Raw genomic sequence first — 22,821 nt, 5'->3', positions numbered from 1 at the left:
GGGGACGCGGCTCAGGCCTCTGGCTTGTCCAGTCCGTAATAAGTATGCAGCGCCCGCACCGCAAGTTCGGCATACTGATCATCGATCAGTACCGAGGTCTTGATCTCGGACGTGGTGATGAGCTGGATGTTGATGCCCTTGTCGGCCAGGGCCTTGAACATCGAGGCTGCTACCCCGGCATGCGACCGCATGCCCACCCCCACCACGGAAATCTTGGCGCCGCCCTTGGAGCCGGCCAGCTTTTCGTATTCGATGGCGCTGGCCTTTTCGAGGGTGCGCACGGCCTTGTCATATTCGGCATCGGGCACGGTGAAGGTGATGTCGGTGACCGCGCCATCATCGGAGATGTTCTGCACGATCATGTCCACCACGATCGATTCGTCGGCCAGGGCGCCGAACACCGAGGCGGCGACGCCCGGCTTGTCCTTGACGCCGCGCAAGGTGATCTTGGCTTCGCCCCGTGCGAGCGTCACCCCCGATACGATCTGCTTTTCCATGATCTCGTCCTCGTCGCAAACCAGCGTGCCCGGCACGCCGGGGGCTCCATCCGGCCCGATCTGCGGGGCCTCCGGATCGTCGAATGTCGAGCGCACCACAAGGCGCACCTTCTGGGCCATGGCCAGCTCCACCGAGCGGATCATCAGCACCTTGGCGCCCAGCGACGCCATTTCCAGCATCTCCTCGAAGGAGATCCTGTTCATGCGGCGGGCGCGCGGCACGATGCGCGGATCGGTGGTGTAGACGCCATCCACATCCGTGTAGATATCACAGCGATCGGCACCCACGGCCGCGGCCACGGCAACCGCCGAGGTATCCGAGCCGCCCCGGCCGAGCGTGGTGATGCGCCCCGAAGGCGACACGCCCTGGAAGCCGGTGATGACGGGCACCCAGCCCTCGTTCATCCGCTTGTCGAGCTCGGTGGCATCGATGCCGGTGATGCGCGCCGCCCCATGGGCGTCGTCGGTATGGATGGGCACCTGCCAGCCGGCAAAGGAGCGCGAGGGAATGCCCATCTCCGAGAGCACGATGGCCATGAGCCCGGCGGTGACCTGCTCGCCCGAGGCGACCACGGCATCATATTCGCGCGCATCATGGAGCGGCGCGGCCTGGCGGCACCAGGCGACGAGCTCGTTGGTCTTGCCCGACATGGCCGAAACCACGACGCAGGCCTGGTTGCCGGCCTCGATCTCGCGCTTGACGTGGCGCGCCGCCTGCCGGATGCGATCGACATCGGCAACCGACGTGCCGCCGAACTTGAGGACGATGCGTGCCACGGAAATTCCCCGAACCCGCGCGGCGATCGCCGCGGGAATGCTGGTTGACTGCGGCCGGCTGCATGCCACAAAGGCGACCGACATTCAACCGGCTCGGGCCGCTTTACGCCAAAGGTGGACCACATGGGCCCCCGCGGCGTATCTAGGGGCCGACACAGGGAGCCTGAGATGAGCGACACCACCATCAACCCCGACGAGATCGCCAAGTTCACCCGCATGGCCGAGGAATGGTGGGACCCCAGCGGCAAGTTCAAACCGCTGCACAAGTTCAACCCCGTGCGCCTCACCTATATCCGCGAAAAGGCACTGGCGCGCTTCGGGCGCGACGGCCATGCGCGCCGCCCGCTCGAAGGGCTGAGGGTGCTCGATATCGGCTGCGGCGGCGGGCTCTTGTGCGAACCCCTCGCCCGGCTCGGGGCGAGCGTCACCGGTATCGATCCGGCCGAGCGCAACATCGCGGTGGCGCGGCTGCATGCCGAGCAGTCGGGGCTCGATATCGACTATCGCGCCGAGACGGCCGAGGCGATAGCGGCCTCGGGGGCGACATTCGATATCGTGCTCAACATGGAAGTGATCGAGCATGTGGACAATGTGCCGCTGTTCATGAAGAGCGCCAGCGACATGGTGACTCCCGGCGGCATGATGCTGGTGGCCACTATCAACCGCACCGCGCGCGCCTATGCGCTGGCGATTGTGGGCGCCGAATACGTGCTGCGCTGGCTGCCGCGCGGCACCCATGACTGGAAGAAGTTCATCACCCCCGACGAGGTCTCGGCGCTGGTAACGCGCAACGGGCTGCGCGTGGCCGAAAAGATCGGCGTGGTCTTCCACCCCCTCGAGGACGCCTGGAAAAAGAGCGCGGATACAGGGGTGAATTATATGCTCTTGGCGGAGCGGGGGTGAGGGGTGGTGGGAGCGCGAAGCTGCGGGACCCTCTTCACCTCTTCCCCTGGGGGAGAGGTAAGGGGTGGCCTGCGCAGGCACTGCATAAGCGGCTCTTTCACCACCTCTCCCTTTGGGGGAGAGGTCGGCGCGTAGCGCCGGGTGAGGGGGCCTTGGCGGCAAGCGCTGCATTCCGCAAGGTGCTGAAATTAAGACTGGATTCCCGCTTTCGCGGGAATGACGTCGTGGGTGGGGAGAGATGGGTGGTGGTTGGTGGCCGCCTCGAGATCGCGCAAGCGGCAAGGCCCCCTCACCCGGCCTGCGGCCGACCTCTCCCCCGAAGGAAGAGGTAGGGCCTGCGCAGGCACTGCATAAGCAGCTTTTTCACCACCTCTCCCTTTGGGGGAGCACAGGCTCCTCGGCCGATCTTCGACAGCCCCGCAAGTAAGGTCGAGAGGCCCTCATCCTGAGGAGCCCCGACAGGGGCGTCTCGAAGGACGAGGTCCGGGTTCACAGCGTGCACGTCCTCGTCCTTCGAGACGGGGCTCCGCCCCTCCTCAGGATGAGGACTACTGAGGCGCGGTCAGGGGGGGCCAGGACCCAGAGCCGTCGGAACTCCCAAGGCTCGCGCACCCAGAGGCGCTGAATTCCGCAAGGTGCTGAAATAAAAGCTGGATTGCCGCTTTCGTGGGAATGACGCCCTGGGTGGGGAGTGATGGGTGGTGGTTGGTGGCCGCCTCGAGATCGCGCAAGCGGCAAGGCCCCCTCACCCGGCCTGCGGCCGACCTCTCCCCCGAAGGGAGAGGTAAGGGGTGGCCTGCGCAGGCGCTGTGCGAGCGGCTCTTCACCACCTCTCCCTTTGGGGGAGAGGTCGGCGCGTAGCGCCGGGTGAGGGGGCCTTGGCGGCAAGCGCTGAATTCCGCAAGGTGCTGAAATTAAGACTGGATTCCCGCTTTCGCGTGAATGCCGCCGGGGGTGGGAAGTGAATGCCGCCGGGGTGGGCAGAAAGGATTCTGGGGGTGGGGAGCGACGGAGGGCTCTCCCGAAGCGCTGACCCGGTTGCCCCCTCAGTTCTGCTCTTCGGGAAGGTCGGGGAGGGGCATGAAGGGGATGCCTTCTTCGGCGAGGGCGCGGGCTTCATCGGGGGTGGCCTGGCCGTAGATGCCGCGGGGATCGGCTTCCTCGAAATGAATCTTGCGGGCTTCCTCGGCGAAGCGGTCCCCGACATTTTCGGCTTCGCTCATCAGTTTGCGCTTGAGCGCCCGCATGGCGGCGAGAATGGTGGCCTGGTCGGGGTGGCCGGCGGAGACCGGCATGCGGCCGGTGTCGCGCCGGGCGACAGACGGGGCCATGATGGCCTTGTCCACCGAGGCGGATCCGCAATCGGGACAGGTGAGGACGCCCTTCACGCGCTGGTCCTCGAAGGCGTCGGCGGAGCGGAACCAGCCATCGAAGCGATGGCCGGCGGCGCAGGAAAGGGTATAGGTGATCACGATGCCTGCCTTTCGGCCTCCGGCGCGGTGGGCAGGATGAAATCGCGGGCATTCTCGAGCGCCGGCACCTTGCCGCGCGCCTCGTCGATCGCGGCAAGATCGATATCGGCAAAGACGGGCCCGACCGTCTCGCCATCGGCCTCGGCGACCACCCTGCCCCACGGATCGATGATCATCGAATGACCATAGGTGCGCCGGCCATTGGGATGGGTGCCGGCCTGCGCGGCGGCGATGACAAAGCAGCCCGTCTCGATGGCGCGGGCGCGCAGGAGCACATGCCAGTGCGCCTCGCCGGTCGGCACCGTGAAGGCGGCCGGCACGGCGATAAGCTGGGCGCCAGCCTCGGCGAGGGAGCGATGGAGGCGGGGAAAGCGCACATCGTAGCAGATGGTGAGCCCGAGCTTCACGCCCGGACCCTCGGCCAGCACCGCCCGGTCGCCGCCGCGATAAGTCTCGCTCTCGCGATAATTCTTAAGGCCCGGCAGGGTGGCATCGAAAAGATGCACCTTGTCATAGGTGGCAAGGATTTCGCCCTCAGGCGAAAACAGCACGGAGCGGTTGGCGAAGCGCCCGTCGGGCAGCGCCACGGCGAGGGAACCCAGATGCAGGTGAACCTTGTGCCGGGCCGCCATGGCCGAAACCCGGGCGATGGCCGGATTGCCCTCCCACGGGCCCGCGACATCGGCGAGGCCCTCGCGGTTTTCCGCAAACACCACCGTGACCTCGGGCGACAGCACATAGCGCGCCCCGCCCGCGACGGCCTCGGCGACGAGGGCCTCGAGCGCATCGAGATTGGGCCCGGGCTCGGTGCCCGAGCACATCTGCAGGGCGGCGATGCGGAGGGTCATCAGCGATCAGGCCTCGAGCAGGGGATCGAGCTTGCCGCTGCGATCGAGCGCGGCCATGTCGTCATAGCCCCCGACATGGGTTTCCCCGATGAAGATCTGCGGCACGGTGCGGCGGCCCTTGGCGCGCTGGGTCATGGCGGCGCGGATTTCGGGATCGAGCACATCGATCTCGTCATAGGCGACGCCCTTTTGCGCCAAAAGGGATTTGGCGGCGTGGCAATACGGGCAGGTCGGGGTGGTGTAGATCTCGATCTTGGCCATGGAATGCTCCGGGCTTTCGGCCAGAACTATATGGGCAAGGTCGCGCGGCGGGGCAAGCCTCGTGCTGGCCCGGGCCGATGATCAATCCGTTTCCGCCCCGATGACGACACGGGCAAAGCTCAGCACATCGATGCGCTCGACCCCGCCGCGTTTAAGCACGCGGGCGATGGTGCGCACGGTGGCCCCGGTGGTGATGACATCGTCGATGAGCACCACCGGCCGGCCCGACAGCCGCCGCAGCGCATCGGGGGCGAGCGCGAAGGCGCCCTCGAGATTGCGTCGGCGCTGATCGCCCGAAAGCCCGACCTGATGGCGGGTGGGCCGGCGGCGAATGACGAGGCGATGATCGCAGTCGAGCCCGGTGATCCTCGCCACCTCGCGCGCAAGCTCGGCGGACTGGTTGAAGCGCCGCGCAAAAAGCCGTCCGCGATGCAGGGGAACGGGTACGAGCAGCGGCTTTTCGGACCAGAATTCGCGGCCCGCCGCCGCCATCAGCCGGGCGCAGAGCCGGGCGATCTCGGGCCGGTCGCCATATTTGAGCCGGCTCACGAGCCCGCGCGCGATGCCGTTGTAGAGCACCGCCGATCGGGCCCGATCGAAGGGCGGTGGATGGGCGATGGCCTCGGCCGAGCGCGCCTCGGGGCCCATCGGCACCTCGAAGGGCAGGCCCAGCACCGGGCAGAAGGGCCGGGTAATCGGGCGCAGCCGGGCAAAGCAGGCGGCGCAAATGGCGTCGGGATCAGCGATGGCCGCATCGCAGACGAGGCAGACGGGCGGATAGAGCTGGTCGAGCACGGCGCGGCCCAGCGCCCGCATGCCGGCGGCAAGACGCCCGCCCCGGACTGCACTGCCTGCGGCTTTGACTTCGTGCGCCTCGCCCTCCATATCGGCATCCTGGCACGAACCGGCGGCGGCACCAAGCCCGGGCGGCGGGCCGGCAAGCGAGGACGGGCAATGACCGAGGCGGGACTTTTCGACAGGACGGCGATCGCCCGCAGGCTGAGCCGGCGCGATGCTGATGGCCCCGATTTCGTCACCGCGATGGTGCTCGATGATCTGGGCGAGCGCCTGATGGCGACCCGGCACGTCTTTTCGCGCGCCGCCATCATCGGGCCCGATCCGCGGTTTTTTCCGACCCGCGGTCTCAGCGGAGGCGGGCCCATCGCGTTTGAGCGTATGTCGACGCTGGTGCCGGTCGAAGGCGTGCCGCTGCTGCCCACCGAGCCGCTGACGCTGCCCGAGACGGGTTATGATCTCATCGTCTCGCTCTTTGACCTGCAGATCGCCGAGGACGTGCCCGGCTTTCTTGCGCGGGCCCGGGCGCATCTGGCGCCCGACGGGCTGCTGCTGGCGGCGGCGCTGGGTGGAGAAAGCCTCAAAGAGCTGCGCGCCGCCTTCATTGCGGCCGAAAGCGCCGCCTTCGATGGCGCCTTTGCGCGGGTCGCCCCGATGATTGCCTTCGATCAGGCGGCCGGGCTGTTGCAGCGCGCCGGGCTGGCCCTGCCGGTGGCCGATATCGAGACCCACCGGGTGCGCTATGCCGATCCGCTGGCACTGATGCGCGAGGTCAAGGCGCTGGGAGCGGCCAATCCGCTGCGCGAACGGCCGCGCCGGCCGATGACGCGATCGCTGCTGGCAGAGGCGCTGGCGCGCTATGCCGACCTGGCCGGCGATGCCGATGGCCGGGTGGGCGCTACGCTCGAGATCATCTGGTTTTCCGGCTGGGCCCCGCATGAGAGCCAGCCCAAGCCGCTGCGACCGGGCAGCGCCACCATCAGCTTCAAGGATGCGCTGTCGCGGGCGCGCGGGTCATCATCGGACTGAGCCCGGACGCGGCGCGAATGTCAGCTACTGGCCGCCGCCCATGGCTTCGGCATTGGCCGTCAACGAATTCTGCATCGCGGCGCTGATGCCGCCTTCGCTCGTGCCGAACATCAGGCTGAGATTGTCGCCGAGCGTGGTGAAGGCGACGATGGCCCCCACGCCCACGAGAATGCCGAGCAGGCCATATTCGATGGCCGTGGCCCCGCGCTCGTCGCGGAGAAACCGTCTTACCACCTGCACCATCGGTCGGCACGGCCTCCCTGCCGGGCGCGCCTGCGGCGCAGCCCCTTCCACCGGATGATCGCCGCAGCTTCCCCTCGAGACGGAAAGCCCCCTAGAGCAGATCGCAGAGCGGCGCGATCAGCGGCAGGTCGGCCTCGGGCATGGAGAATTCGCGCAACCGCTGCGGACGCACCCATTTGAGGGCGACATGTTCACGCGGTTGCGGCAGCCCCTGCCAGCGCCGACAGACATAGAGTGGCATCAGGAGGTGAAAATTCTCGTAAGAATGGCTGGCAAAACTTAAGGGAGCGAGGCACGCCGTCTTGGTGTCCACCCCCAGTTCCTCGCGCAGCTCGCGGATCAGCGCCTCCTCAGGCGTTTCGCCGGGCTCGACCTTGCCGCCGGGGAATTCCCAGAGCCCGGCCATGGCCTTGCCCTCGGGGCGCTGGGCGATCAGCACCCGCCGGTCGGCGTCGACAAGGGCGCAGGCAACGACGAGCACGAGCTTTTTCGCGCTGTCGGTGATGGCGGGGTCGGTCATGGCGCTGTCGGTCATGGGGCGGTCCAGTAGGTGTAGGAATAAAGATCGGCAAAGCCGAGACCCAAATAGAGCCCGCGAGCGACATGGTTTTCGGGCACCACCTGAAGCGCGCAGGTCGTGGCGCCGGTGTCTGCCGCAAAAGCCAGCGCGCCCTGCATGAGCGCGCGCCCAAGCCCCCTGCCCCGCGCCTCGGGCGCCACGGCGACCGAAAAGACATAGGCGATATCGCGGTCAAGTGCGACGAGCGCGGTGCCGAGAGGCTCGCCGTCAATGCGGATCAGGAGCCCTGCGGCGGGACCTGGAAGGCGCGCCAGCATGCGCGACAGGGTATGGGCCTGACGCGCCGTGTAACCACAGAGCTTCGCCTGTGCCGCCTGGAAATTTTTGTCGCGCGGGTCGTGTCGGGTGATGTCCGCCGGTAGCGCGCCGAGCGGCGCGACAAGGGACATCGCCATGACGGCAACGGTTTCGGCCTCGATCCAGCCGGATGCGGAGAGCAGGGCGATGACCCCGGGCGGGGTCAGCGGGGTGGCACGAAAGGCCGGGGCGATGCCCCTTTCGCCATAAAGCGCGGCAGCCTCGGCCAGCCCGTGAAGGGGAGTGTCAGCGGACGCCGCATCCCCTACACAGATCGAATTGGCCCGGCGGGTGAAGCCTTCGGCAAAGCGGCAGTGCCAGATGCCCGCATCGATGGTCTCAAGGGCCGGCCAAAGGACGAGGCCGGCCGCATCGATTGCCGCGATGGCATCAGGACCCATCAGGAGCGATAGCTGCCATTGATGCTGATATAGCCATGGGTGAGGTCGCAGGTGTAGACGGTCGCCCGCCCCTGGCCGAGCCCGATATCGACGGTGATCGAAAGGTCCTCGCCCTTCATGTAGGCGCTGGTGGCGGCTTCGTCGTAGCCTGCGGCGCGCTCGCCGGCCTCGGCCACCACGAGGTCGCCGAAGCGGATCGAGAGCAGGTCGCGGTCGGCCGGCTCGCCGGATTTGCCGACGGCCATCACCACGCGGCCCCAATTGGCGTCTTCCCCGGCAATGGCGGTCTTGACCAGCGGAGAATTGGCGATCGAGCGGGCGATGCGGTTGGCGCTCGCATCATCGGTTGCGCCCTCGACATTGACCGAGACCATCTTGGTGGCGCCTTCGCCATCGCGCACCACATGGATGGCAAGGGCATGCAGCACATCAAAGAGCGCATCGGCAAAGACCTGCGCGCGCGGATCGGCCGCCGTGGTGATGGGCGCGATCGGGGCCTTGCCGGTGGCAAAGACGAGGCAGGTGTCGGAGGTGGAGGTATCGCTGTCCACCGTCACGGCGTTGAAGCTCATATCGATGGCCGGCTGCAGCAGGCGCTGCAGGAGTTCGGGGGCGATCGGGGCATCGGTGAAGACGAAGGAGAGCATGGTGGCCATGTCGGGCGCGATCATGCCCGAGCCCTTGGCGATGCCCGAGATGCAGACTTCGACGCCGTCGAACTCCACCGTGGCGCTGGCGAGCTTGGGGAAGGTGTCGGTGGTCATGATCGCCTTGGCGGCATCCATCCACGGACCCTCGGCCTGGCGCGAGACCAGCGCATCGGTAACCCCGGCGAATTTTTCGGCCGGCAGGGGCTCGCCGATGACACCGGTGGAGGCCAGGAAGATCGTCTCCTCGGGCACGCCCAGCGCATCCGAGACGATCTGTGCCGACAGCGCCACCGCCTCGCGGCCCTTGCGGCCGGTAAAGGCATTGGCATTGCCCGAATTGACCAGCAGCGCCCGCGCCGCGCCGCCCGCAAGATGCTCGCGGCACCAGTCGACGGCGGCCGAAGGGCATTTCGAGCGCGTCAGCACGCCGGCGACCACGGTACCGGGCTCGAAGGTGCACAACAGCACGTCGGTGCGGTTCTTGTACTTGATGCCGGCCTCGGCCGTGGCGAAGCGCACGCCCGGAATGGCCGGCAGTTCGGGATAGGTGGCGGGGGCAAGAGGCGAAACCGGGTGAGCGGCCATGGCGCAACCTTTAGCGGAGTGGTCAGGACCCTCTGCCGCAAAGGTGCGGCAGGCGCAAGGCCGCGTAGCGGGCCGGGCCCAAAAATCCGGCCCCCGATCGTGAGGGCACAAAAGAAAATGGCCCCCCGGGCGGGGGGCCATCATGGCGTGGGATGGACAGCTTACTGGCTGTTGGCCGGGGCCGCAGCGGCTTCGGCAGCCGCTTCCTCGGTTTCGCCAAGGGCCTCGACCTGCGCGGCCAGGGCGGCATCGGGAATGTCGATGCTGGTGGCGTCCTTACGGGGCACCACGACATTGTTATAGGCCTCGAACACCAGCATCTGCTGGAGGCGCGGCGCCACCTGCTGGATCGACGGGGGCGGAGCGGTGCGCTTTTCGGCGAGCTTGATCACGTGCCAGCCAAACTGGCTCTGCACCGGGGCCGAAAGCTGGCCCGGCTCGCTGAGGGCGAAAGCGGCTTCCGAAAACGGCGGCACCATCATGCCGGCGCTGAAAAAGCCCAAATCCCCACCATTGGCGGCACCCGGATCGATCGACTTTTCGCGCGCCACCTCTTCGAAGGGACGGCCGCCCTCGAGCTCGGCGATCACGGCCTTGGCCTCGTCCTCGGTTTCCACGAGAATGTGGCTGGCGCGCACCTGCTCCTGCGGCTCGATATCGGCGATGAAGGCCTCATAGGCGGTCTGCACCGCCTCGGGCGTCACGGCCGCGTTGATCTGCTCGGAGAAGAAGGCGCGGTAGAGCGCGCGCTGCTCGAGATAGGCGAGGCGGCGCTTGAAGAGCTCCGTATCGGCCATGCCGGCTTCGCGGGCGCCCTGGGCCATCACCTTCATGTCAATGAGCATCGACAAGAGGAAGGCGCGCTGCTCGGCGGGCGGCACCCCGGCGATGTCCTCGCCCAGATCCTCGGCGGCGAAAGCGAGATCGGCCTCGGTGATGGTCTCGTCGCCCACGGTGGCGACCACCGCATTGGGATCGATCTCGGCCGGGGCAGCCGGAGCGGCGGGCGCGGTCTCTGCCGGCGCCGTGGCATTGGCCGGCGCATCGGTGCCCTGCGCCAGGGCGGCGGGGGCCACGACAAGCGCGCTGGCAGCCACCAGGAGGGCCTTGAGGGCCGTGCCGAGGGGGCCGCGCAGCACGCGCGACGGGCTGAGGGATCGGTTCGTCATGAAGTCCATCTCCTTGACCAGACGCATCTCGGCAGCATCGGCCGGCGCATCCTTCGTTGTCATTGGCTCGGGGGCAGGCCGCCGCAAGGCAGCGCCACCGGCTTCCCGCCAAGCCCCCACCTGACGCGAGGCGCTGGTTTGGCCGATTTTGGCGGCGTTGACAAGCCAAGGTGGGGCTCTTACATGTCGCAACGCCTGCATGACGGGGCTTTGAACCCGCCGCCCCGCCGGGCGTTTGCGCTGCGACGCCGCCTGGCTCACAAGAGTGTAAGGACACGAGCCCATGGTACTTGCTGCGTTCGCCCGGGCGATCTTCGGCTCAGCCAATGACAGGCACGTCAAGCGGTTCCGGCCGCGTGTCGAGGCCATCAACGCACTCGAACCCGAATTGCAGAAGCTCTCGGACGAGGCGCTGCGCGCCCGTACCGACGACTTCCGCCAGCAGGTGGCCAACGGCCGCGACATCGACGACCTGCTCGTGCCCGCCTTCGCAACTGTTCGTGAAGCGAGCCGCCGCGCCCTCGGCATGCGCCATTTCGACGTGCAGATGATGGGCGGCATGGTGCTCAACGAGCGCGCCATCGCCGAAATGCGCACCGGCGAAGGCAAGACGCTGGTCGCCACCCTGCCGGTCTATCTCAATGCCCTGACCGGCAAGGGCGTGCATGTGGTGACGGTCAACGACTATCTGGCCCGCCGCGACGCCGCCTGGATGGGCCAGCTCTATCGCTTCCTGGGCATGAGCACGGGCATCATCGTGCACGGGCTCTCGGACGCCGAGCGCAAGGCCTCGTATGATGCCGACATCACCTATGGCACCAACAACGAATATGGCTTCGACTACCTGCGCGACAACATGAAGTATGCGCGCGCACAAATGGTGCAGCGCGGCCATGCCTTCGCCATCGTCGACGAGGTGGACTCCATCCTCATCGACGAGGCGCGCACTCCGCTGATCATTTCGGGTCCGTCCGAGGACCGCTCGGCGCTCTACGAGACCGTCGATCGCATCATCCCCATCGTGGTGGAGGGCGATTTCGAGCTCGACGAGAAGCAGCGCGCGGTGACCTTCACCGACCAGGGCGTGGAAAAGCTCGAGGAGCGGCTCGCCGCCGAGGGCATCCTCAAGGGCGCCTCGCTCTACGACGTCGAGAACGTCGCGCTCGTGCACCATCTCAATTCGGCGCTGCGCGCCCACAAGATGTTCCAGCGCGACAAGGACTACATCGTCCGCAATGACGAAGTGGTGATCATCGACGAATTCACCGGTCGCATGATGCCGGGCCGCCGCTATTCGGAAGGCCTGCACCAGGCGCTGGAGGCCAAGGAAAAGGTCAAGATCAACGCCGAGAACCAGACCCTCGCCTCGATCACCTTCCAGAACTATTTCCGCCTCTACAAGAAGCTCGCCGGCATGACCGGCACCGCGGCCACCGAGGCCGAGGAATTCGCCGACATCTACTCGCTCAACGTCGTGACCGTGCCCACCAACGTGCCGGTGCAGCGCAAGGACGACGAAGACGCCATCTTCCGCACCGCCGCCGAGAAGTTCGATGCCATCACCGAGGTGATCATCGACTGCCGCGAGCGTGGCCAGCCGGTGCTGGTGGGCACCACCTCGATCGAGAAATCCGAGATGCTGGCCGAGCTGCTCAAGCGCAAGGGCATCGAGAACATCGCGGTGCTCAACGCCCGCTATCACGAGCAGGAAGCCCATATCGTGGCCGATGCCGGCGTGCCGGGCGCCATCACGATCGCCACCAACATGGCCGGCCGCGGCACCGACATCCAGCTCGGCGGCAATCTCGAGATGCGCATCGAGCGCGAGTGCAAGGACCTCGAAGGGGCCGAGCGCGATGCCAAGATCGCCCAGATCAAGGCCCAGATCGCCGAGGCCAAGAAGAAGGCGCTCGCCGCCGGCGGCCTGATGGTCATCGGCACCGAGCGCCACGAATCCCGCCGCATCGACAACCAGCTGCGCGGCCGCTCCGGTCGCCAGGGCGATCCGGGCCATTCCAAGTTCTTCCTGTCGCTTCAGGACGATCTGATGCGCATCTTCCCGGTCCAGTCGATGGATACGATGCTGAGCAAGCTTGGCCTCGAGGACGGGGAATCCATCACCCATCCCTGGGTGACCAAGGCCATCGAGCGGGCGCAGGGCAAGGTGGAGGCGCGCAACTTCGACATCCGCAAGAACATCCTCAAATATGACGACGTGATGAATGATCAGCGCAAGGTGATCTTCGAGCAGCGTCTTGAGCTGATGGACAACGAGAATGTCGCGGACGCCATCGGCGGCATGCGGCATGACGTTGTCGATACCATCGTGGCCCGCGCCTGCCCCGAGCGCGCCTATCCCGAGCAGTGGGATATCGAGCAGCTGGCCGAAGACGCCAAGCGCTATCTCAACCTCGACATTCCGGCCAAGGCCTGGTCGGAGGAAGAGGGCATCGATGTCGAGCAGGTACGCGAACGCCTGAAGACGCTGTCGGACGAGGCGGCCGCCGCCAAGGTGGCGCGTTATTCGCCCGAGATCATGCGGCAGGTGGAAAAGTCGATCCTGCTGCAGTCGATCGACAGCCTCTGGCGCGAGCACCTCGTCACCCTCGACCATCTCTCCAAGGTGGTGGGCTGGCGCGGCCTTGCCCAGCGCGATCCGCTCAACGAATACAAGCAGGAAGCCTACGAGCTCTTCCAGACCATGCTCTCGACCATGCGCGAGCTGGTCACGAGCCAGCTCTCGCATGTGGTCTTGCAGATGCAGGCCCCCCCCGAGGACCTGCCGCCCCCCGACCTGTCGCGCACCCGCGAGGTTCATATCGATCCGTTCACGGGCGAGGACGACAGCGGCGATGGCCCGGACGAGGACCCCTCGACCAGCCCGCTCGACCCCGAACTCCTCAAGGGCCTCTCGCGCAACGCCCTCTGCCCCTGCGGCTCGGGCCGCAAGGTCAAGCACTGCCACGGCGCGTTCTGAGGGGATTGAGGGGCGCTGCGTGCAGCGCCCGTTTGGCGGGGTGTGCGGCCGGCCAGGGCGTGCGGCCTCACCCACAATTTGAGCAGGATGTAGATGTCGGCGCGTGGGGCCAAGGCCCCCTCACCCGGCGCTAACGCGCCGACCTCTCCCCCTGAGGGAGAGGTGGTGAAGGAGCCTCTTAAACAGTGCACGATAAATGTGCAGGCCACCCCCCACCTCTCCCTTCTGGGGCTTCGAAGCGACGGCGGAGCCGGTCAATCCGTCCGGTGGACGGATTGAAGCTGAGAAGGCCATGAGAGCTCCGCTCGAATGGCGTGAGGTCGGCCGTAAGGCCGGGTGAGGGGGCCTCGCCGCTTGCGCAGCCTCAAGACTGCCCCCCAAAATCCACCCCACGCACGACGTCATTTGCGCGAGAGCGGGAATGCGGTTTTGGGTTTCAGCAGGGTGCGGGCCTAGGCGCGTGGGGCCAAGGCCCCCTCACCCGGCGCTGCCGCGCCGACCTCTCCCCCGAAGGGAGAGGTGGTGCGAGAGGCGCAGGCCACACTTGCCTCTCCTTTGCGGGGGAGAGGTGAGGCACCGTCCTCAGCAGGCGACCCGCATTTCGGCGAAGCCTTCTATGCCGGCGGTGAAGACCATGGCGGTGCAGTTGGCAACGCCGAGGCGGGTGAAGCCGCCTGAATAGATGGGCTCGACCCCCTCGAGGATGACGGAATCGCCGGTGACGTCGACGACATCGACGACAACGGGCGTGCGGCAGATGGGGTAGCTGTCGCCGGCGGTGACCATGAAGCGGGTCTGGAGCGGGATGCAGTCTTCGGTCGGGCCATCGAGCCCGGCCCCGCCATCGCCCGCCATCGCGACCGCAGTGCCCGGCGGGGGCAGGTTGGCGATGGTTTCGGCAAGGCCGCCCATTTCGGTCTCGATGGCGGCAAGCCGTGCATTGGCCGCTTCGAGATCGGCTGAAATGGCGCCGCGCGCCGCCTGCTCGGCCGCCACCGGCACATTGCCGATGATGATCTTGCTCGAGAGCTCCAGCGCCGTGCGCAACTCGGCGATCTCGGCGCGCAGCCGATCATCGCGCGCCTGGCCGGCCCGGTCGACGATCACCGCGCCTCCCAGCGCGATGAGACCGACCGCCGTGGCAAGCACGGGCAGCACCAGATCGAAGCGGCGGCCGATGGCGAGGATTGCACCGCCCGCCTCTGATGCAACCCTGGACACCCCGCCGCCGATGGCCGGCATGAGCCCGGGCGGCAGGCTGGGGCGCGGCAAGGGCGGCAGGTTCGGGCGCCGGAAGGGCGGGAGGGCAAAGCGCGGTGCGGCTGGCTCGGCCGGTGCAGCATCGCCGCCGGCCTCCGCAGGTTCGGCAGCCTGGGCGACGGGCCGGGGGGTCTCGGCCGCAGGATCGGGCCGGATGGCGCCATCATCGGTCGGGGGCGCGGTGCTCACGCCTGCCACCCCATGATCGGCTCGCAGCCGGCGTCGCGGCGATCAAAGACATAGCGGCCATTGCAGGCGGCGACGCCGGGCGGCCGGCCGGTACGGACGAAAAGGGCATGGCCTTCGAGCAGATTGGCCCAGAAATCGGCATGAGGGTGATCGGCCGCCTCGGCTGCGGCAACCGCGTCCGGGCTCATGGCGAAGGGAAACACATGCACATCGACCCCATCCTGTCCCTGGCGCAACGCTGCCTCGACCACCGCATAGACCTCATCGACATGCGCATCGGTAATGGCATAGCAGCCCACCGATGAACACCCGCCATGTACCATCAGCGCCGAGCCGGTGCGTCCGTGCTGGCGATCATACTCGTTGGGAAAGCCGAGATTGAAGGCGAGATGGTGCCGCGAGGCCGGGTTGAGCTGGGCCGTGCGCACCTTGTAGAAGCCCTCGGGCGCTTGCCTGTCGCCCTCGCGGAATTTGGGGCCAAGATCGCCCGAAAAGGCGCAGATCTCATAGCTGCGAAAGAGGCGGTAGCGGCCATCGGCAGCCTCGAGCCAGAGCTCGAGCCGCGCCTCCTGCTTGTAGATGCGCACATGGGCGGCATCGCCGAGGCGATGGCCGGCCGCGGCGAGGGACGCCGCCAGCGGGGCGCGATCAAAGCTCTGCCGGGGTGCGGGCTCGCGGCGGGGCGCCGGGCGATCATCGATCATGGTGGTGAGCACGGCCAGCAGGGCCGCGCCGATGGCAAGGATGGAAAGGGCAAGGACCGCTCGACGCACACACCGGCTCCGCTCGCCGGCACGGCCGGCGCGAAAGCGTGTTTCAGGCGCAAAGACGACGAAATTGCGATCAGCTGCGGTCGATGCGCGGCTTGGGCTGCGGCACGGCTTCGACCGGCTGGCTCTGTTGCGGGGCGGGCGCACCGCCATTGAACAGACCACCGATGAAGCTGCCGATGGCTTCGCCCCGGGCCTTGGCCGCCGCCTCGGCATCCTTTTCGCGCTGGAGGGCGGCAGCCTCCCTGGCCTTTTTCGCGTCGAGGGCGGCGATTTCCGTGTCGAGCGCAGCCTTCTCGGCGGCCTGCTTTTCCGAGAGCGCCGCAGTCACCGTGCGGGCGCCCGGCGGGCAGGCGCCGGCCGGATCGAGGGGCGTGGCGCTTGCAACGTCAAAGACATAGCGCTTCTCGCAGACATCCCAGCTGGCCGGGGCCCGGGCGAGCTCGAAGCGGTCATAGCCTTCCTTGAGATTGGTCCAGAAGGCGAAATGCTCGCTGTCTTTATGTTTGGCGAGCTTCTGGGCCGTCATGCGGAAGGGATAGATCTGCAGCTGGAAGCTCGGATTGCCGCCTTCGAAGCTCTCGCGGACGAGCGCGTAGATCTCGCCGATCGAATCGTCGGTCATCGAATAGCAGCCGCTCGAGGAGCAGTCGCCATGCACCATCAGGTTGGAGCCGGTGCGGCCGTGCACGCGATCGAACTTGTTGGGAAAGCCGGTGTTGAAAGCGAGGAAGTAGTTGGAGCGCGGATTCATCAGGCCCGGGGTGATGGTGTAGAACCCCTCGGGCGCCTGCCGGTCGCCTTCCTTGAACTTAGGCCCAAGATCGCCCGACCAGGCGCAGATCTCGTAGCTGCGGAACATCTTGAACTGGCCGCCGGAGGTGCGCTTCCACACCTCGAGCGCATTCTCGTCCTTGATGATGCGGATCATCATGGCATCGCCGGGCGTGGTGCCCATCGCGGCCAGTGCCGAGACCGTCTCGGATTTGAGGGGGATGCGGTGGCGACCATCATCCATCTTGATGCCGCCGCATCCGGCCAGCATCGCCGCGAGACCTGCGGCCATAATGATTTTGCCCAGCACCGGTACCTTGCCCATCGTCCTGTCTATGATCGGTCGATTCGATGTCGGCAAACTATCCGCCGGTGGTTACCCTTTGGTAACCCGAAACCCCGGTGCGGCGGAACGCCCCGGGGCTTGTGCATGACAAAGACGTGAACCGGTCAGCCGAGCGCCGAGCCGATGGCGAGGAATTTCTCGCGCCGGTGCTCGCGCAGCTCGAGGCGGCCGCGATCGGCGAAATCGGTGATGAACTGGGCGATGGCGCGGCGGGTCTCGCCCATGACCGCCGCGGCATGGCGGTGCGCGCCCCCGGTCGGTTCGGGGATGATGCCGTCGATGACCCCGAAGCCGAGGAGATCGGTGGCGGTGATCTTCATGTTGTTGGCCGCGTCCTGCGCCTTGCCGGCGTCGCGCCAGAGGATCGAGGCGCCCGCCTCGGGCGAGATCACCGAATAGATGGCGTTTTCGAGCATCAGCACGCGGTTGGCGGTGGCGATGGCGATGGCGCCGCCCGACCCACCCTCGCCGATGATGACGGCAAGGTTGGGCACGCCGAGCTCGAGGCATTTTTCGGTGGAGCGGGCGATGGCCTCGGCCTGGCCGCGCTCCTCGGCGCCGATGCCCGGATAGGCGCCGGCGGTATCGACGAAGGCGATGACCGGGATGCCGAACCGGTCGGCCATCTCCATGATGCGCACGGCCTTGCGATAGCCCTCGGGCCGGGCCATGCCGAAATTGTGCCTCAGCCGCGTCTCGGTGGAATTGCCCTTCTCCTGCCCGAGAATGGCGACCGGCTTGCCCTCGAAGCGGCCGAAGCCGGCCTGGAGCGCCGCGTCCTCGGCGAATTTGCGATCGCCCGCGAGCGGGGTCCATTCGGTGATGAGCCCGCGCACATAGTCGGAAAAATGCGGGCGCTGCGGATGGCGCGCCACCTGCGTCTTCTGCCAGGGCGTGAGCTTGCGGTAGATCTCGGCCAGCGCCTCGTCGGCACGTGCAGCGAGTCGCCCCACCTCCTCCTCGATCGAGACCGCATTGTCGGTCTGGGCCATGGATTTGAGCTCGGCGATCTTGCCTTCGAGGTCGGCCACCGGCTTTTCGAAATCGAGATAGGACTGCATGGGACCCGCGGGACTGGAAAGGTGGGGCTCGATGGCGCCCCAAAGTGGCCGGAAAGTGGCGACGTGCCGCGCCCAAGTCAAGCCGGGCAAGGCGATCGCCTCTTGAGGATCGACTAACCTTAACATTTGCATGACGATTTTGCGAGAGGATGAGCCTTGGGGCCGAGACGGTCCCGCAACCAGCGTTCCGAGTAGCAGGGGCAGACATGTCCGCCACGCCTTTCCTCTCCCTCTCCTGTCCGCATTGCCTGACGCGGGTGAACCTGCCGGTCAGGCGGCTGCGCCCTGGCGGGTGCCTGCCCTGCCCCGATTGCGCCTCGGCGATCTTTCTTGATGAACAGGACCCCGAGATCGCCCAGGCGCTGGTGGAAGCGCGGCAGATGCGGGCCGAAAGGCGGCGCGAGCGCAATGCCCTGCGCGATGCGTGGCGCGACCAGGGGGACCGCTGGCGCCTGCCCGGCGGCGACCGGCCGATGCCCGATGCCGACATTCCCGACCTGCTGGCCGGGCTCGACAGGCTGATGGGGCGGCTCGACCAGCTGCTGGCCTCGCCCTCGCGCTGAGCCGGTCTTTTGTCGTCGCGTTTCCGGACGGCGAACCGGTATCCACTTCGCCTGGAAACGCTTTAGTCGCTGTCGTCAGACGCGAGCGGATGGCTCGATTCCACCAGCTTGCGGAGATGATCGTCTAGGACGTGGGTGTAGATCTGCGTGGTGGCGATATCGGCATGGCCGAGCAGCGTCTGCACTACCCTCAGATCGGCGCCACCGGCGAGGAGATGGCTGGCAAAGGCGTGGCGCAGCACGTGCGGGGCGACACGATCGGCCCCGATGCCGGCCCGTGCCGCGAGGCCTTTCAGTGCCCGCGCAAAGACCTGCCGGGCCAGGTGACCATCCTCGCCATTGGACGGGAAGAGCCACTTGCCCGGCCCAAGCGTCGCGACATAGGCGGCGAGCGCATCGCGGGCCCGGTCGTTGAGCGGCACGATGCGTTCGCGCCCACCCTTGCCGGTGATGGTGAGGAAGCTGCGGTCGCGCAGCACGGCAGAACGCCTGAGCTCCACGAGCTCGGAGACGCGCATGCCGGTGGCATAAAGCAGCTCCAGCAGCACATAGAGCCGCTGCGCCAGCGGCCGCTGATCCTCGGGCGCCGTCTCGGCTTCGGTTTCGGCGAGGGACAGGAGCCGGTCGACCTCCTCGACGCTCAAGACCTTGGGCAGCGGCCGGCCGCGGCGGGGCGAGGCGACGATGCGGGTGGGATCGTCGGGCCGGTCGCCCTCGGCGGCAAGGAATTTGTGGAACTGGCGCAGCGCCGACAGCCGTCGGGCGGCACTTGAGGGCGCAAGACCCTCGGCATCGAGCCGTTCGAGATAGGCCACCACATGCTCGCGCGTCGCGGTGATGGGACCCTGCCCCTTATGCGCGAGGAAGCCGGAATAATCGGCGAGATCGCGGGCATAGGCATCGAGCGTGTTGCGGGCGGCGCCGCGCTCGGCGCTCATCATTTCGAGAAAGCGCCCGATCGCATGGCCGCCCTCCGGTCTGGCCGCGCTCATCGTGTAGCCGGGCTCATTGGCCGGCAGGGGCGGCCGGATCGGCGAGGCTCTGGCGCGGCGCCCCCTGGACGAGGTCGCGCGCCGGAATGCGCACCGTGGTCTCCCTGACACCCGGATCGACAAAGATGGTCAGCGCCACCATGGCCCCGAAGGCGAGGCCGGCGAGAATGGCGAGAACAAACAGAAGGCGAAAAAGGGTCGGCATGGCATCCGTGCTGGCGCGGCAGGCTCGGGACGGAGTGTTGCCCGGTTGGCCTTCATGATCAAGCGCTGAGCATAGTGGCATGCTTGACTTTACCCTCCCCTAACGGGAAAACCGATTTCAACGACCGACCATGGAGACCCGCTTGACCCGCGCCAGCAAGGCACGCGATGCCGACACCGAGACAATCGAGGCCCTGCTCGCGGGTCGCCCGATCGTTCTGGTGGGCATGATGGGCGCAGGCAAGACCACGGTGGGCCGCCGGCTGGCACAAAGGCTGGGGCGTCGCTTCATCGACAGCGACGAGGAAATCGAATCGGCCGCCGGCATGAGCATCGAGGATCTGTTCAAGGCCCATGGCGAGCCGGAATTCCGTGCGGGTGAAGCCCGCGTGGTGTCGCGGCTGCTGCGCGAGCCCGGCGTGGTGCTGGGCACCGGGGGCGGCGCCTTCATGAATGCCGAAACCCGCGCTGAAATCGCGAGGCAGGCCGTGTCGATCTGGCTCAAGGCCGATCTCGACGTGCTGTTTGCCCGCGTGTCGCGCCGCTCGAACCGGCCGCTGCTCAAGACCGCCAATCCGCGCGAAACGCTCAAGGGCCTGATGGACACGCGCTATCCAGTCTATGCCGAGGCCGACGTCACCGTGCTTTCGCGTGAGGTCTCGCAGGATCAGGTGGCCGCCGACGTGGTTGCGGCGCTGGTTGCCCATCTGGGGGCGATGGCGGCACCCGAGCGCGAGAAGGAAACGGCCCATGGCGGCTGACATCGAGGCGGACGGGGACGCATCCTCATCGGCCCACCGCGTGCATGTGCCGCTCGAGGGGCGGTCCTATGACATCCTGATCGGCCCCCGCCTGCTGGAGCGGGCGGGAGCCCTGCTCGCCGAACGCTTCCCCGGCCGGCGCTTCGGCATCGTGACCGACACGGAAGTGGCAAGGGCGCAATTGCCCCGGCTCGGGGCAAGCCTCGATGCGGCCGGGATCGCGCATGGCACGATCGTTCTGCCCAATGGCGAGGCGACCAAATCCTTCAGCCGGCTCGAAGAGGTGGTCGAGGGCCTGCTCGCGGCGCGGCTCGAACGCGGCGATCTCGTGATCGCGCTGGGCGGCGGGGTGATCGGGGACCTGGCGGGCTTTGCCGCCGCCATCACCCGGCGCGGCATGGACTTCATCCAGATGCCGACGAGTTTGCTGGCGCAGGTGGACAGCTCGGTGGGCGGCAAGACCGGCATCAATTCGCCCCACGGCAAGAACCTCGTCGGTGCCTTCCACCAGCCCAGGCTGGTTCTGGCCGATCTCGACACGCTCGACACCCTGCCGCCGCGCGAATTTGCCGCCGGCTATGCCGAAGTGGTCAAATATGGGCTGATCGACGACGAGGCCTTCTATTTCTGGCTTGAGGCCAATCGCCGCGCCATCTTCGAGGGTGGACCGGAGCGGGCCGAGGCCGTGGCGCGCTGCTGCGCCGCCAAGACGCGCTTCGTTCTGGCCGACGAAAAGGAGACCGGGGTCCGCGCCCTCCTCAATCTGGGCCATACTTTCGGGCATGCGCTTGAAAAGATCACCGGCTATTCGGGCCGCCTTCTGCATGGCGAGGGCGTCGCCATCGGCATGGTGATGGCCCATGCCTTTTCGGCCCGGCTCGGCCTCGCGCCCGGACAGGATGCCGAGCGGATCTCCCGCCACCTCTCGGCGGCCGGCCTGCCGACGCGGCTCGGCGACATACCGGGCGAGATCGGGGGCACCGACGCCATCATGGACGCCATCGCCCAGGACAAGAAGGTGAGCCGGGGTGCCCTGACATTCATCCTGACCCGCGGCATCGGGCAGGCCTTCATCGAAAAGGGTGTCGATCCCGGCGCCGTCCGCAGCTTCATCGAGGACCAGAGACACACATGACCACCGCCTTATGGCTCACCTCGGCGGCGATCGTCGCCCTTCTGGCCATGAGCTTTTTCTTTTCGGGCTCGGAAACCGCCATCACCGCCGCATCGCGCGCCCGCATGCACCAGATGGCCCGCTCGGGCTCTCGCCGCGCGAAGCTGGTGGAGCGGCTTTCGGCGGAAAAAGAGCGGGTCATCGGCGCCATCCTCCTGGGCAACAACATCGTCAACATCCTGGCCTCGACGCTGGCGGCGAGCGTCCTGATCCAGATCTTCGGGGAGGCCGGCATCGCCTATGCCACCGTGGTGATGACGGCGGCGGTGGTGGTGTTTTCCGAAGTGCTGCCCAAGACCCTCGCCATCCAGCGCCCGGACGCCTTCGCGCTCGTGATCGCGCCCATCCTCAACCCCATCGTCACCATCTTCGCGCCGGTGACGCTGACCATCCAGAAGCTGGTGCGGCTGATTTTGAGGCTCTTCGGCGTCAAGACGGATGCCACCCGCGACATTTCCGGGGCCGAAGAGATCCGCGATACGCTGGACCTGCTGCATTCCGAAGGCGAAGTGGTCAAGAACGACAAGGACCGGATGGGCGGCCTTCTCGATCTCAAGGATCTGCAGGTGGCCGACATCATGGTGCACCGCACCCGCATGCTGGCTCTGGATGCATCCGACCCGCCCGAGGCGCTGGTGGACGCGGTGCTGGCCTCGGCGTTCACCCGCATTCCGCTTTATCGCGACAACCCCGACAATATCGTGGGCGTGGTGCATGCCAAGGATGTGCTGCGCGCCGTGCTGGCGCCGGGGGCCGACGTGAAGACACTCGAACTCCTGGCAATCGCCACCGACCCCTGGTTCATCCCCGAAACCACTTCGGCCGAGACGCAGCTCAACGCGTTTCTCAAGCGCAAGAGCCATTTCGCGCTGGTGGTGGACGAATATGGCGACGTGCAGGGGCTGATCACGCTCGAGGACATTCTCGAGGAGATCGTCGGGGCGATCTCGGACGAACATGACGTCGAGGTCTCGGGCGTGACGCGCCAGGCCGATGGCAGTTATCTGCTCGATGGCGGGCTGCCGATCCGCGACCTCAATCGCGTGCTCGACTGGCACCTGCCGGACGAGGATTTCACCACCGTAGCCGGCCTCGTCATCCATGTGGCGCGGATGATCCCCGAGCCCGGGCAAATCTATGATTTCGGCGGCTTCCGCTTCACCGTGCTGCGCAAGGTGAAGAACCGCATCACCCAGGTGCGGGCACAGGCGGTGGCCGAGGAGACCGACGCGGCGATCTGAGC

Annotated in this window: 23 protein-coding genes; 7 read left to right on the top strand and 16 right to left on the bottom strand. The window is 67.1% G+C overall.

Translation table 11 applies throughout. The annotated features are described in order from the left end of the window. Positions 1–11 precede the first annotated feature (11 nt). Complete coding sequence (locus BT183_RS14645) at positions 12–1,274, bottom strand: aspartate kinase (RefSeq protein WP_072344893.1); 1,263 nt, start codon at positions 1,272–1,274, stop codon at positions 12–14. A gap of 123 nt (positions 1,275–1,397) precedes the next feature. Between BT183_RS14645 and ubiG the strand changes: the two genes are divergently transcribed. Further along, a complete protein-coding gene (ubiG, locus tag BT183_RS14640; RefSeq protein ID WP_425290573.1) occupies positions 1,398–2,177 on the top strand; it encodes a bifunctional 2-polyprenyl-6-hydroxyphenol methylase/3-demethylubiquinol 3-O-methyltransferase UbiG in 780 nt (259 codons plus the stop codon). Positions 2,178–3,223: 1,046 nt separating this feature from the next. On the opposite strand, the gene BT183_RS14635 is transcribed toward ubiG, so the two are convergent. The 4 genes from BT183_RS14635 to BT183_RS14620 form a co-directional block, all read right to left on the bottom strand. Beyond that, entirely contained in the window at positions 3,224–3,649 is a 426-nt protein-coding gene (locus BT183_RS14635) for a DUF1178 family protein (protein ID WP_072344488.1), read from the bottom strand. Beyond that, positions 3,646–4,497 (bottom strand): carbon-nitrogen hydrolase family protein, encoded by an 852-nt coding sequence (locus tag BT183_RS14630; protein WP_072344485.1) that lies wholly within the window; start codon positions 4,495–4,497, stop codon positions 3,646–3,648. The genes BT183_RS14635 and BT183_RS14630 overlap by 4 nt, the downstream gene beginning before the upstream one ends. Before the next feature lie 6 nt (positions 4,498–4,503). Next, on the bottom strand, positions 4,504–4,758 hold the full coding sequence (gene grxC / locus BT183_RS14625) for a glutaredoxin 3 (protein ID WP_072344482.1): 255 nt from the start codon (positions 4,756–4,758) through the stop codon (positions 4,504–4,506). A gap of 81 nt (positions 4,759–4,839) precedes the next feature. Beyond that, positions 4,840–5,643, bottom strand: a complete 804-nt coding sequence (locus BT183_RS14620) for a ComF family protein (protein ID WP_072344479.1) — start codon at positions 5,641–5,643, stop codon at positions 4,840–4,842. 69 nt (positions 5,644–5,712) lie between these two features. Between BT183_RS14620 and BT183_RS14615 the strand changes: the two genes are divergently transcribed. Next, positions 5,713–6,582: a hypothetical protein gene (locus tag BT183_RS14615; protein ID WP_072344476.1), complete on the top strand. Its 870-nt coding sequence runs from the start codon at positions 5,713–5,715 to the stop codon at positions 6,580–6,582. Between the two features lie 24 nt (positions 6,583–6,606). Here BT183_RS14615 and BT183_RS14610 read toward each other — a convergent pair whose 3' ends face one another. From BT183_RS14610 to BT183_RS14590, 5 genes are all read right to left on the bottom strand, one after another. Next, positions 6,607–6,825, bottom strand: a complete 219-nt coding sequence (locus tag BT183_RS14610; protein ID WP_072344473.1) for a Flp family type IVb pilin — start codon at positions 6,823–6,825, stop codon at positions 6,607–6,609. Between the two features lie 91 nt (positions 6,826–6,916). Next, entirely contained in the window at positions 6,917–7,360 is a 444-nt protein-coding gene (locus BT183_RS14605) for a (deoxy)nucleoside triphosphate pyrophosphohydrolase (protein WP_425290572.1), read from the bottom strand. Beyond that, the gene (locus BT183_RS14600) at positions 7,357–8,103 is read right to left on the bottom strand and encodes a GNAT family N-acetyltransferase (RefSeq protein ID WP_072344469.1); all 747 of its coding nucleotides are present in this window, start codon (positions 8,101–8,103) and stop codon (positions 7,357–7,359) included. Before BT183_RS14600 ends, BT183_RS14605 begins: the two co-directional genes overlap by 4 nt. Next, the gene (argJ, locus tag BT183_RS14595; RefSeq protein WP_072344467.1) at positions 8,103–9,338 is read right to left on the bottom strand and encodes a bifunctional glutamate N-acetyltransferase/amino-acid acetyltransferase ArgJ; all 1,236 of its coding nucleotides are present in this window, start codon (positions 9,336–9,338) and stop codon (positions 8,103–8,105) included. The genes BT183_RS14600 and argJ overlap by 1 nt, the downstream gene beginning before the upstream one ends. 161 nt (positions 9,339–9,499) lie before the next feature. Next, on the bottom strand, positions 9,500–10,507 hold the full coding sequence (locus BT183_RS14590; RefSeq protein WP_143145817.1) for a peptidylprolyl isomerase: 1,008 nt from the start codon (positions 10,505–10,507) through the stop codon (positions 9,500–9,502). Positions 10,508–10,790: 283 nt separating this feature from the next. On the opposite strand from BT183_RS14590, the gene secA reads away from it, so the two are divergent. Beyond that, positions 10,791–13,484 (top strand): preprotein translocase subunit SecA, encoded by a 2,694-nt coding sequence (gene secA, locus BT183_RS14585; protein WP_072344464.1) that lies wholly within the window; start codon positions 10,791–10,793, stop codon positions 13,482–13,484. Between the two features lie 582 nt (positions 13,485–14,066). Here the strand turns inward: secA and BT183_RS14580 are convergent. From BT183_RS14580 to BT183_RS14565, 4 genes are all read right to left on the bottom strand, one after another. Beyond that, a complete protein-coding gene (locus BT183_RS14580) occupies positions 14,067–14,933 on the bottom strand; it encodes a hypothetical protein (protein WP_143145816.1) in 867 nt (288 codons plus the stop codon). After that, entirely contained in the window at positions 14,930–15,706 is a 777-nt protein-coding gene (locus tag BT183_RS14575) for a L,D-transpeptidase family protein (protein ID WP_072344459.1), read from the bottom strand. The genes BT183_RS14580 and BT183_RS14575 overlap by 4 nt, the downstream gene beginning before the upstream one ends. Positions 15,707–15,776: 70 nt before the next feature. Continuing rightward, a complete protein-coding gene (locus BT183_RS14570) occupies positions 15,777–16,802 on the bottom strand; it encodes a L,D-transpeptidase family protein (RefSeq protein ID WP_072344456.1) in 1,026 nt (341 codons plus the stop codon). A 125-nt stretch (positions 16,803–16,927) separates the two neighbouring features. Beyond that, positions 16,928–17,884: an acetyl-CoA carboxylase carboxyltransferase subunit alpha gene (locus BT183_RS14565; RefSeq protein ID WP_072344453.1), complete on the bottom strand. Its 957-nt coding sequence runs from the start codon at positions 17,882–17,884 to the stop codon at positions 16,928–16,930. Positions 17,885–18,090: 206 nt separating this feature from the next. Here BT183_RS14565 and BT183_RS14560 point away from each other — a divergent pair, with 206 nt between their 5' ends. After that, the gene (locus BT183_RS14560) at positions 18,091–18,447 is read left to right on the top strand and encodes a hypothetical protein (RefSeq protein WP_143145815.1); all 357 of its coding nucleotides are present in this window, start codon (positions 18,091–18,093) and stop codon (positions 18,445–18,447) included. A gap of 62 nt (positions 18,448–18,509) precedes the next feature. On the opposite strand, the gene BT183_RS14555 is transcribed toward BT183_RS14560, so the two are convergent. Next, entirely contained in the window at positions 18,510–19,439 is a 930-nt protein-coding gene (locus tag BT183_RS14555; protein WP_072344447.1) for a site-specific tyrosine recombinase XerD, read from the bottom strand. A 13-nt stretch (positions 19,440–19,452) separates the two neighbouring features. Then, positions 19,453–19,644, bottom strand: a complete 192-nt coding sequence (locus tag BT183_RS14550) for a hypothetical protein (protein WP_072344444.1) — start codon at positions 19,642–19,644, stop codon at positions 19,453–19,455. A gap of 142 nt (positions 19,645–19,786) precedes the next feature. On the opposite strand from BT183_RS14550, the gene BT183_RS14545 reads away from it, so the two are divergent. The 3 genes from BT183_RS14545 to BT183_RS14535 are packed head-to-tail and all read left to right on the top strand — an operon-like array spanning position 19,787 to position 22,819. Then, entirely contained in the window at positions 19,787–20,404 is a 618-nt protein-coding gene (locus BT183_RS14545; RefSeq protein ID WP_425290571.1) for a shikimate kinase, read from the top strand. Further along, positions 20,394–21,539, top strand: a complete 1,146-nt coding sequence (aroB, locus tag BT183_RS14540; RefSeq protein ID WP_072344437.1) for a 3-dehydroquinate synthase — start codon at positions 20,394–20,396, stop codon at positions 21,537–21,539. The genes BT183_RS14545 and aroB overlap by 11 nt, the downstream gene beginning before the upstream one ends. After that, entirely contained in the window at positions 21,536–22,819 is a 1,284-nt protein-coding gene (locus tag BT183_RS14535; RefSeq protein ID WP_072344434.1) for an HlyC/CorC family transporter, read from the top strand. The genes aroB and BT183_RS14535 overlap by 4 nt, the downstream gene beginning before the upstream one ends. The last annotated feature ends 2 nt before the right edge of the window (positions 22,820–22,821 follow it).

The sequence above is a fragment of the Devosia enhydra genome (assembly GCF_900119845.1).
Taxonomy (GTDB): domain Bacteria; phylum Pseudomonadota; class Alphaproteobacteria; order Rhizobiales; family Devosiaceae; genus FPKU01.
This window is presented reverse-complemented; position numbering and strand designations above follow the sequence as displayed.

Coding starts and splice junctions, on each gene's coding strand:
- ubiG (WP_425290573.1), top strand. CDS start 1,398: ATGGGCCCCCGCGGCGTATCTAGGGGCCGACACAGGGAGCCTGAGATG.
- BT183_RS14630 (WP_072344485.1), bottom strand. CDS start 4,497: ATGACCCTCCGCATCGCCGCCCTGCAGATGTGCTCGGGCACCGAGCCC.
- grxC (WP_072344482.1), bottom strand. CDS start 4,758: ATGGCCAAGATCGAGATCTACACCACCCCGACCTGCCCGTATTGCCAC.
- BT183_RS14620 (WP_072344479.1), bottom strand. CDS start 5,643: ATGGAGGGCGAGGCGCACGAAGTCAAAGCCGCAGGCAGTGCAGTCCGG.
- BT183_RS14615 (WP_072344476.1), top strand. CDS start 5,713: ATGACCGAGGCGGGACTTTTCGACAGGACGGCGATCGCCCGCAGGCTG.
- BT183_RS14610 (WP_072344473.1), bottom strand. CDS start 6,825: ATGGTGCAGGTGGTAAGACGGTTTCTCCGCGACGAGCGCGGGGCCACG.
- BT183_RS14605 (WP_425290572.1), bottom strand. CDS start 7,360: ATGACCGACAGCGCCATGACCGACCCCGCCATCACCGACAGCGCGAAA.
- BT183_RS14600 (WP_072344469.1), bottom strand. CDS start 8,103: ATGGGTCCTGATGCCATCGCGGCAATCGATGCGGCCGGCCTCGTCCTT.
- argJ (WP_072344467.1), bottom strand. CDS start 9,338: ATGGCCGCTCACCCGGTTTCGCCTCTTGCCCCCGCCACCTATCCCGAA.
- BT183_RS14590 (WP_143145817.1), bottom strand. CDS start 10,507: ATGACGAACCGATCCCTCAGCCCGTCGCGCGTGCTGCGCGGCCCCCTC.
- secA (WP_072344464.1), top strand. CDS start 10,791: ATGGTACTTGCTGCGTTCGCCCGGGCGATCTTCGGCTCAGCCAATGAC.
- BT183_RS14570 (WP_072344456.1), bottom strand. CDS start 16,802: ATGGGCAAGGTACCGGTGCTGGGCAAAATCATTATGGCCGCAGGTCTC.
- BT183_RS14565 (WP_072344453.1), bottom strand. CDS start 17,884: ATGCAGTCCTATCTCGATTTCGAAAAGCCGGTGGCCGACCTCGAAGGC.
- BT183_RS14560 (WP_143145815.1), top strand. CDS start 18,091: ATGTCCGCCACGCCTTTCCTCTCCCTCTCCTGTCCGCATTGCCTGACG.
- BT183_RS14555 (WP_072344447.1), bottom strand. CDS start 19,439: ATGAGCGCGGCCAGACCGGAGGGCGGCCATGCGATCGGGCGCTTTCTC.
- BT183_RS14550 (WP_072344444.1), bottom strand. CDS start 19,644: ATGCCGACCCTTTTTCGCCTTCTGTTTGTTCTCGCCATTCTCGCCGGC.
- aroB (WP_072344437.1), top strand. CDS start 20,394: ATGGCGGCTGACATCGAGGCGGACGGGGACGCATCCTCATCGGCCCAC.
- BT183_RS14535 (WP_072344434.1), top strand. CDS start 21,536: ATGACCACCGCCTTATGGCTCACCTCGGCGGCGATCGTCGCCCTTCTG.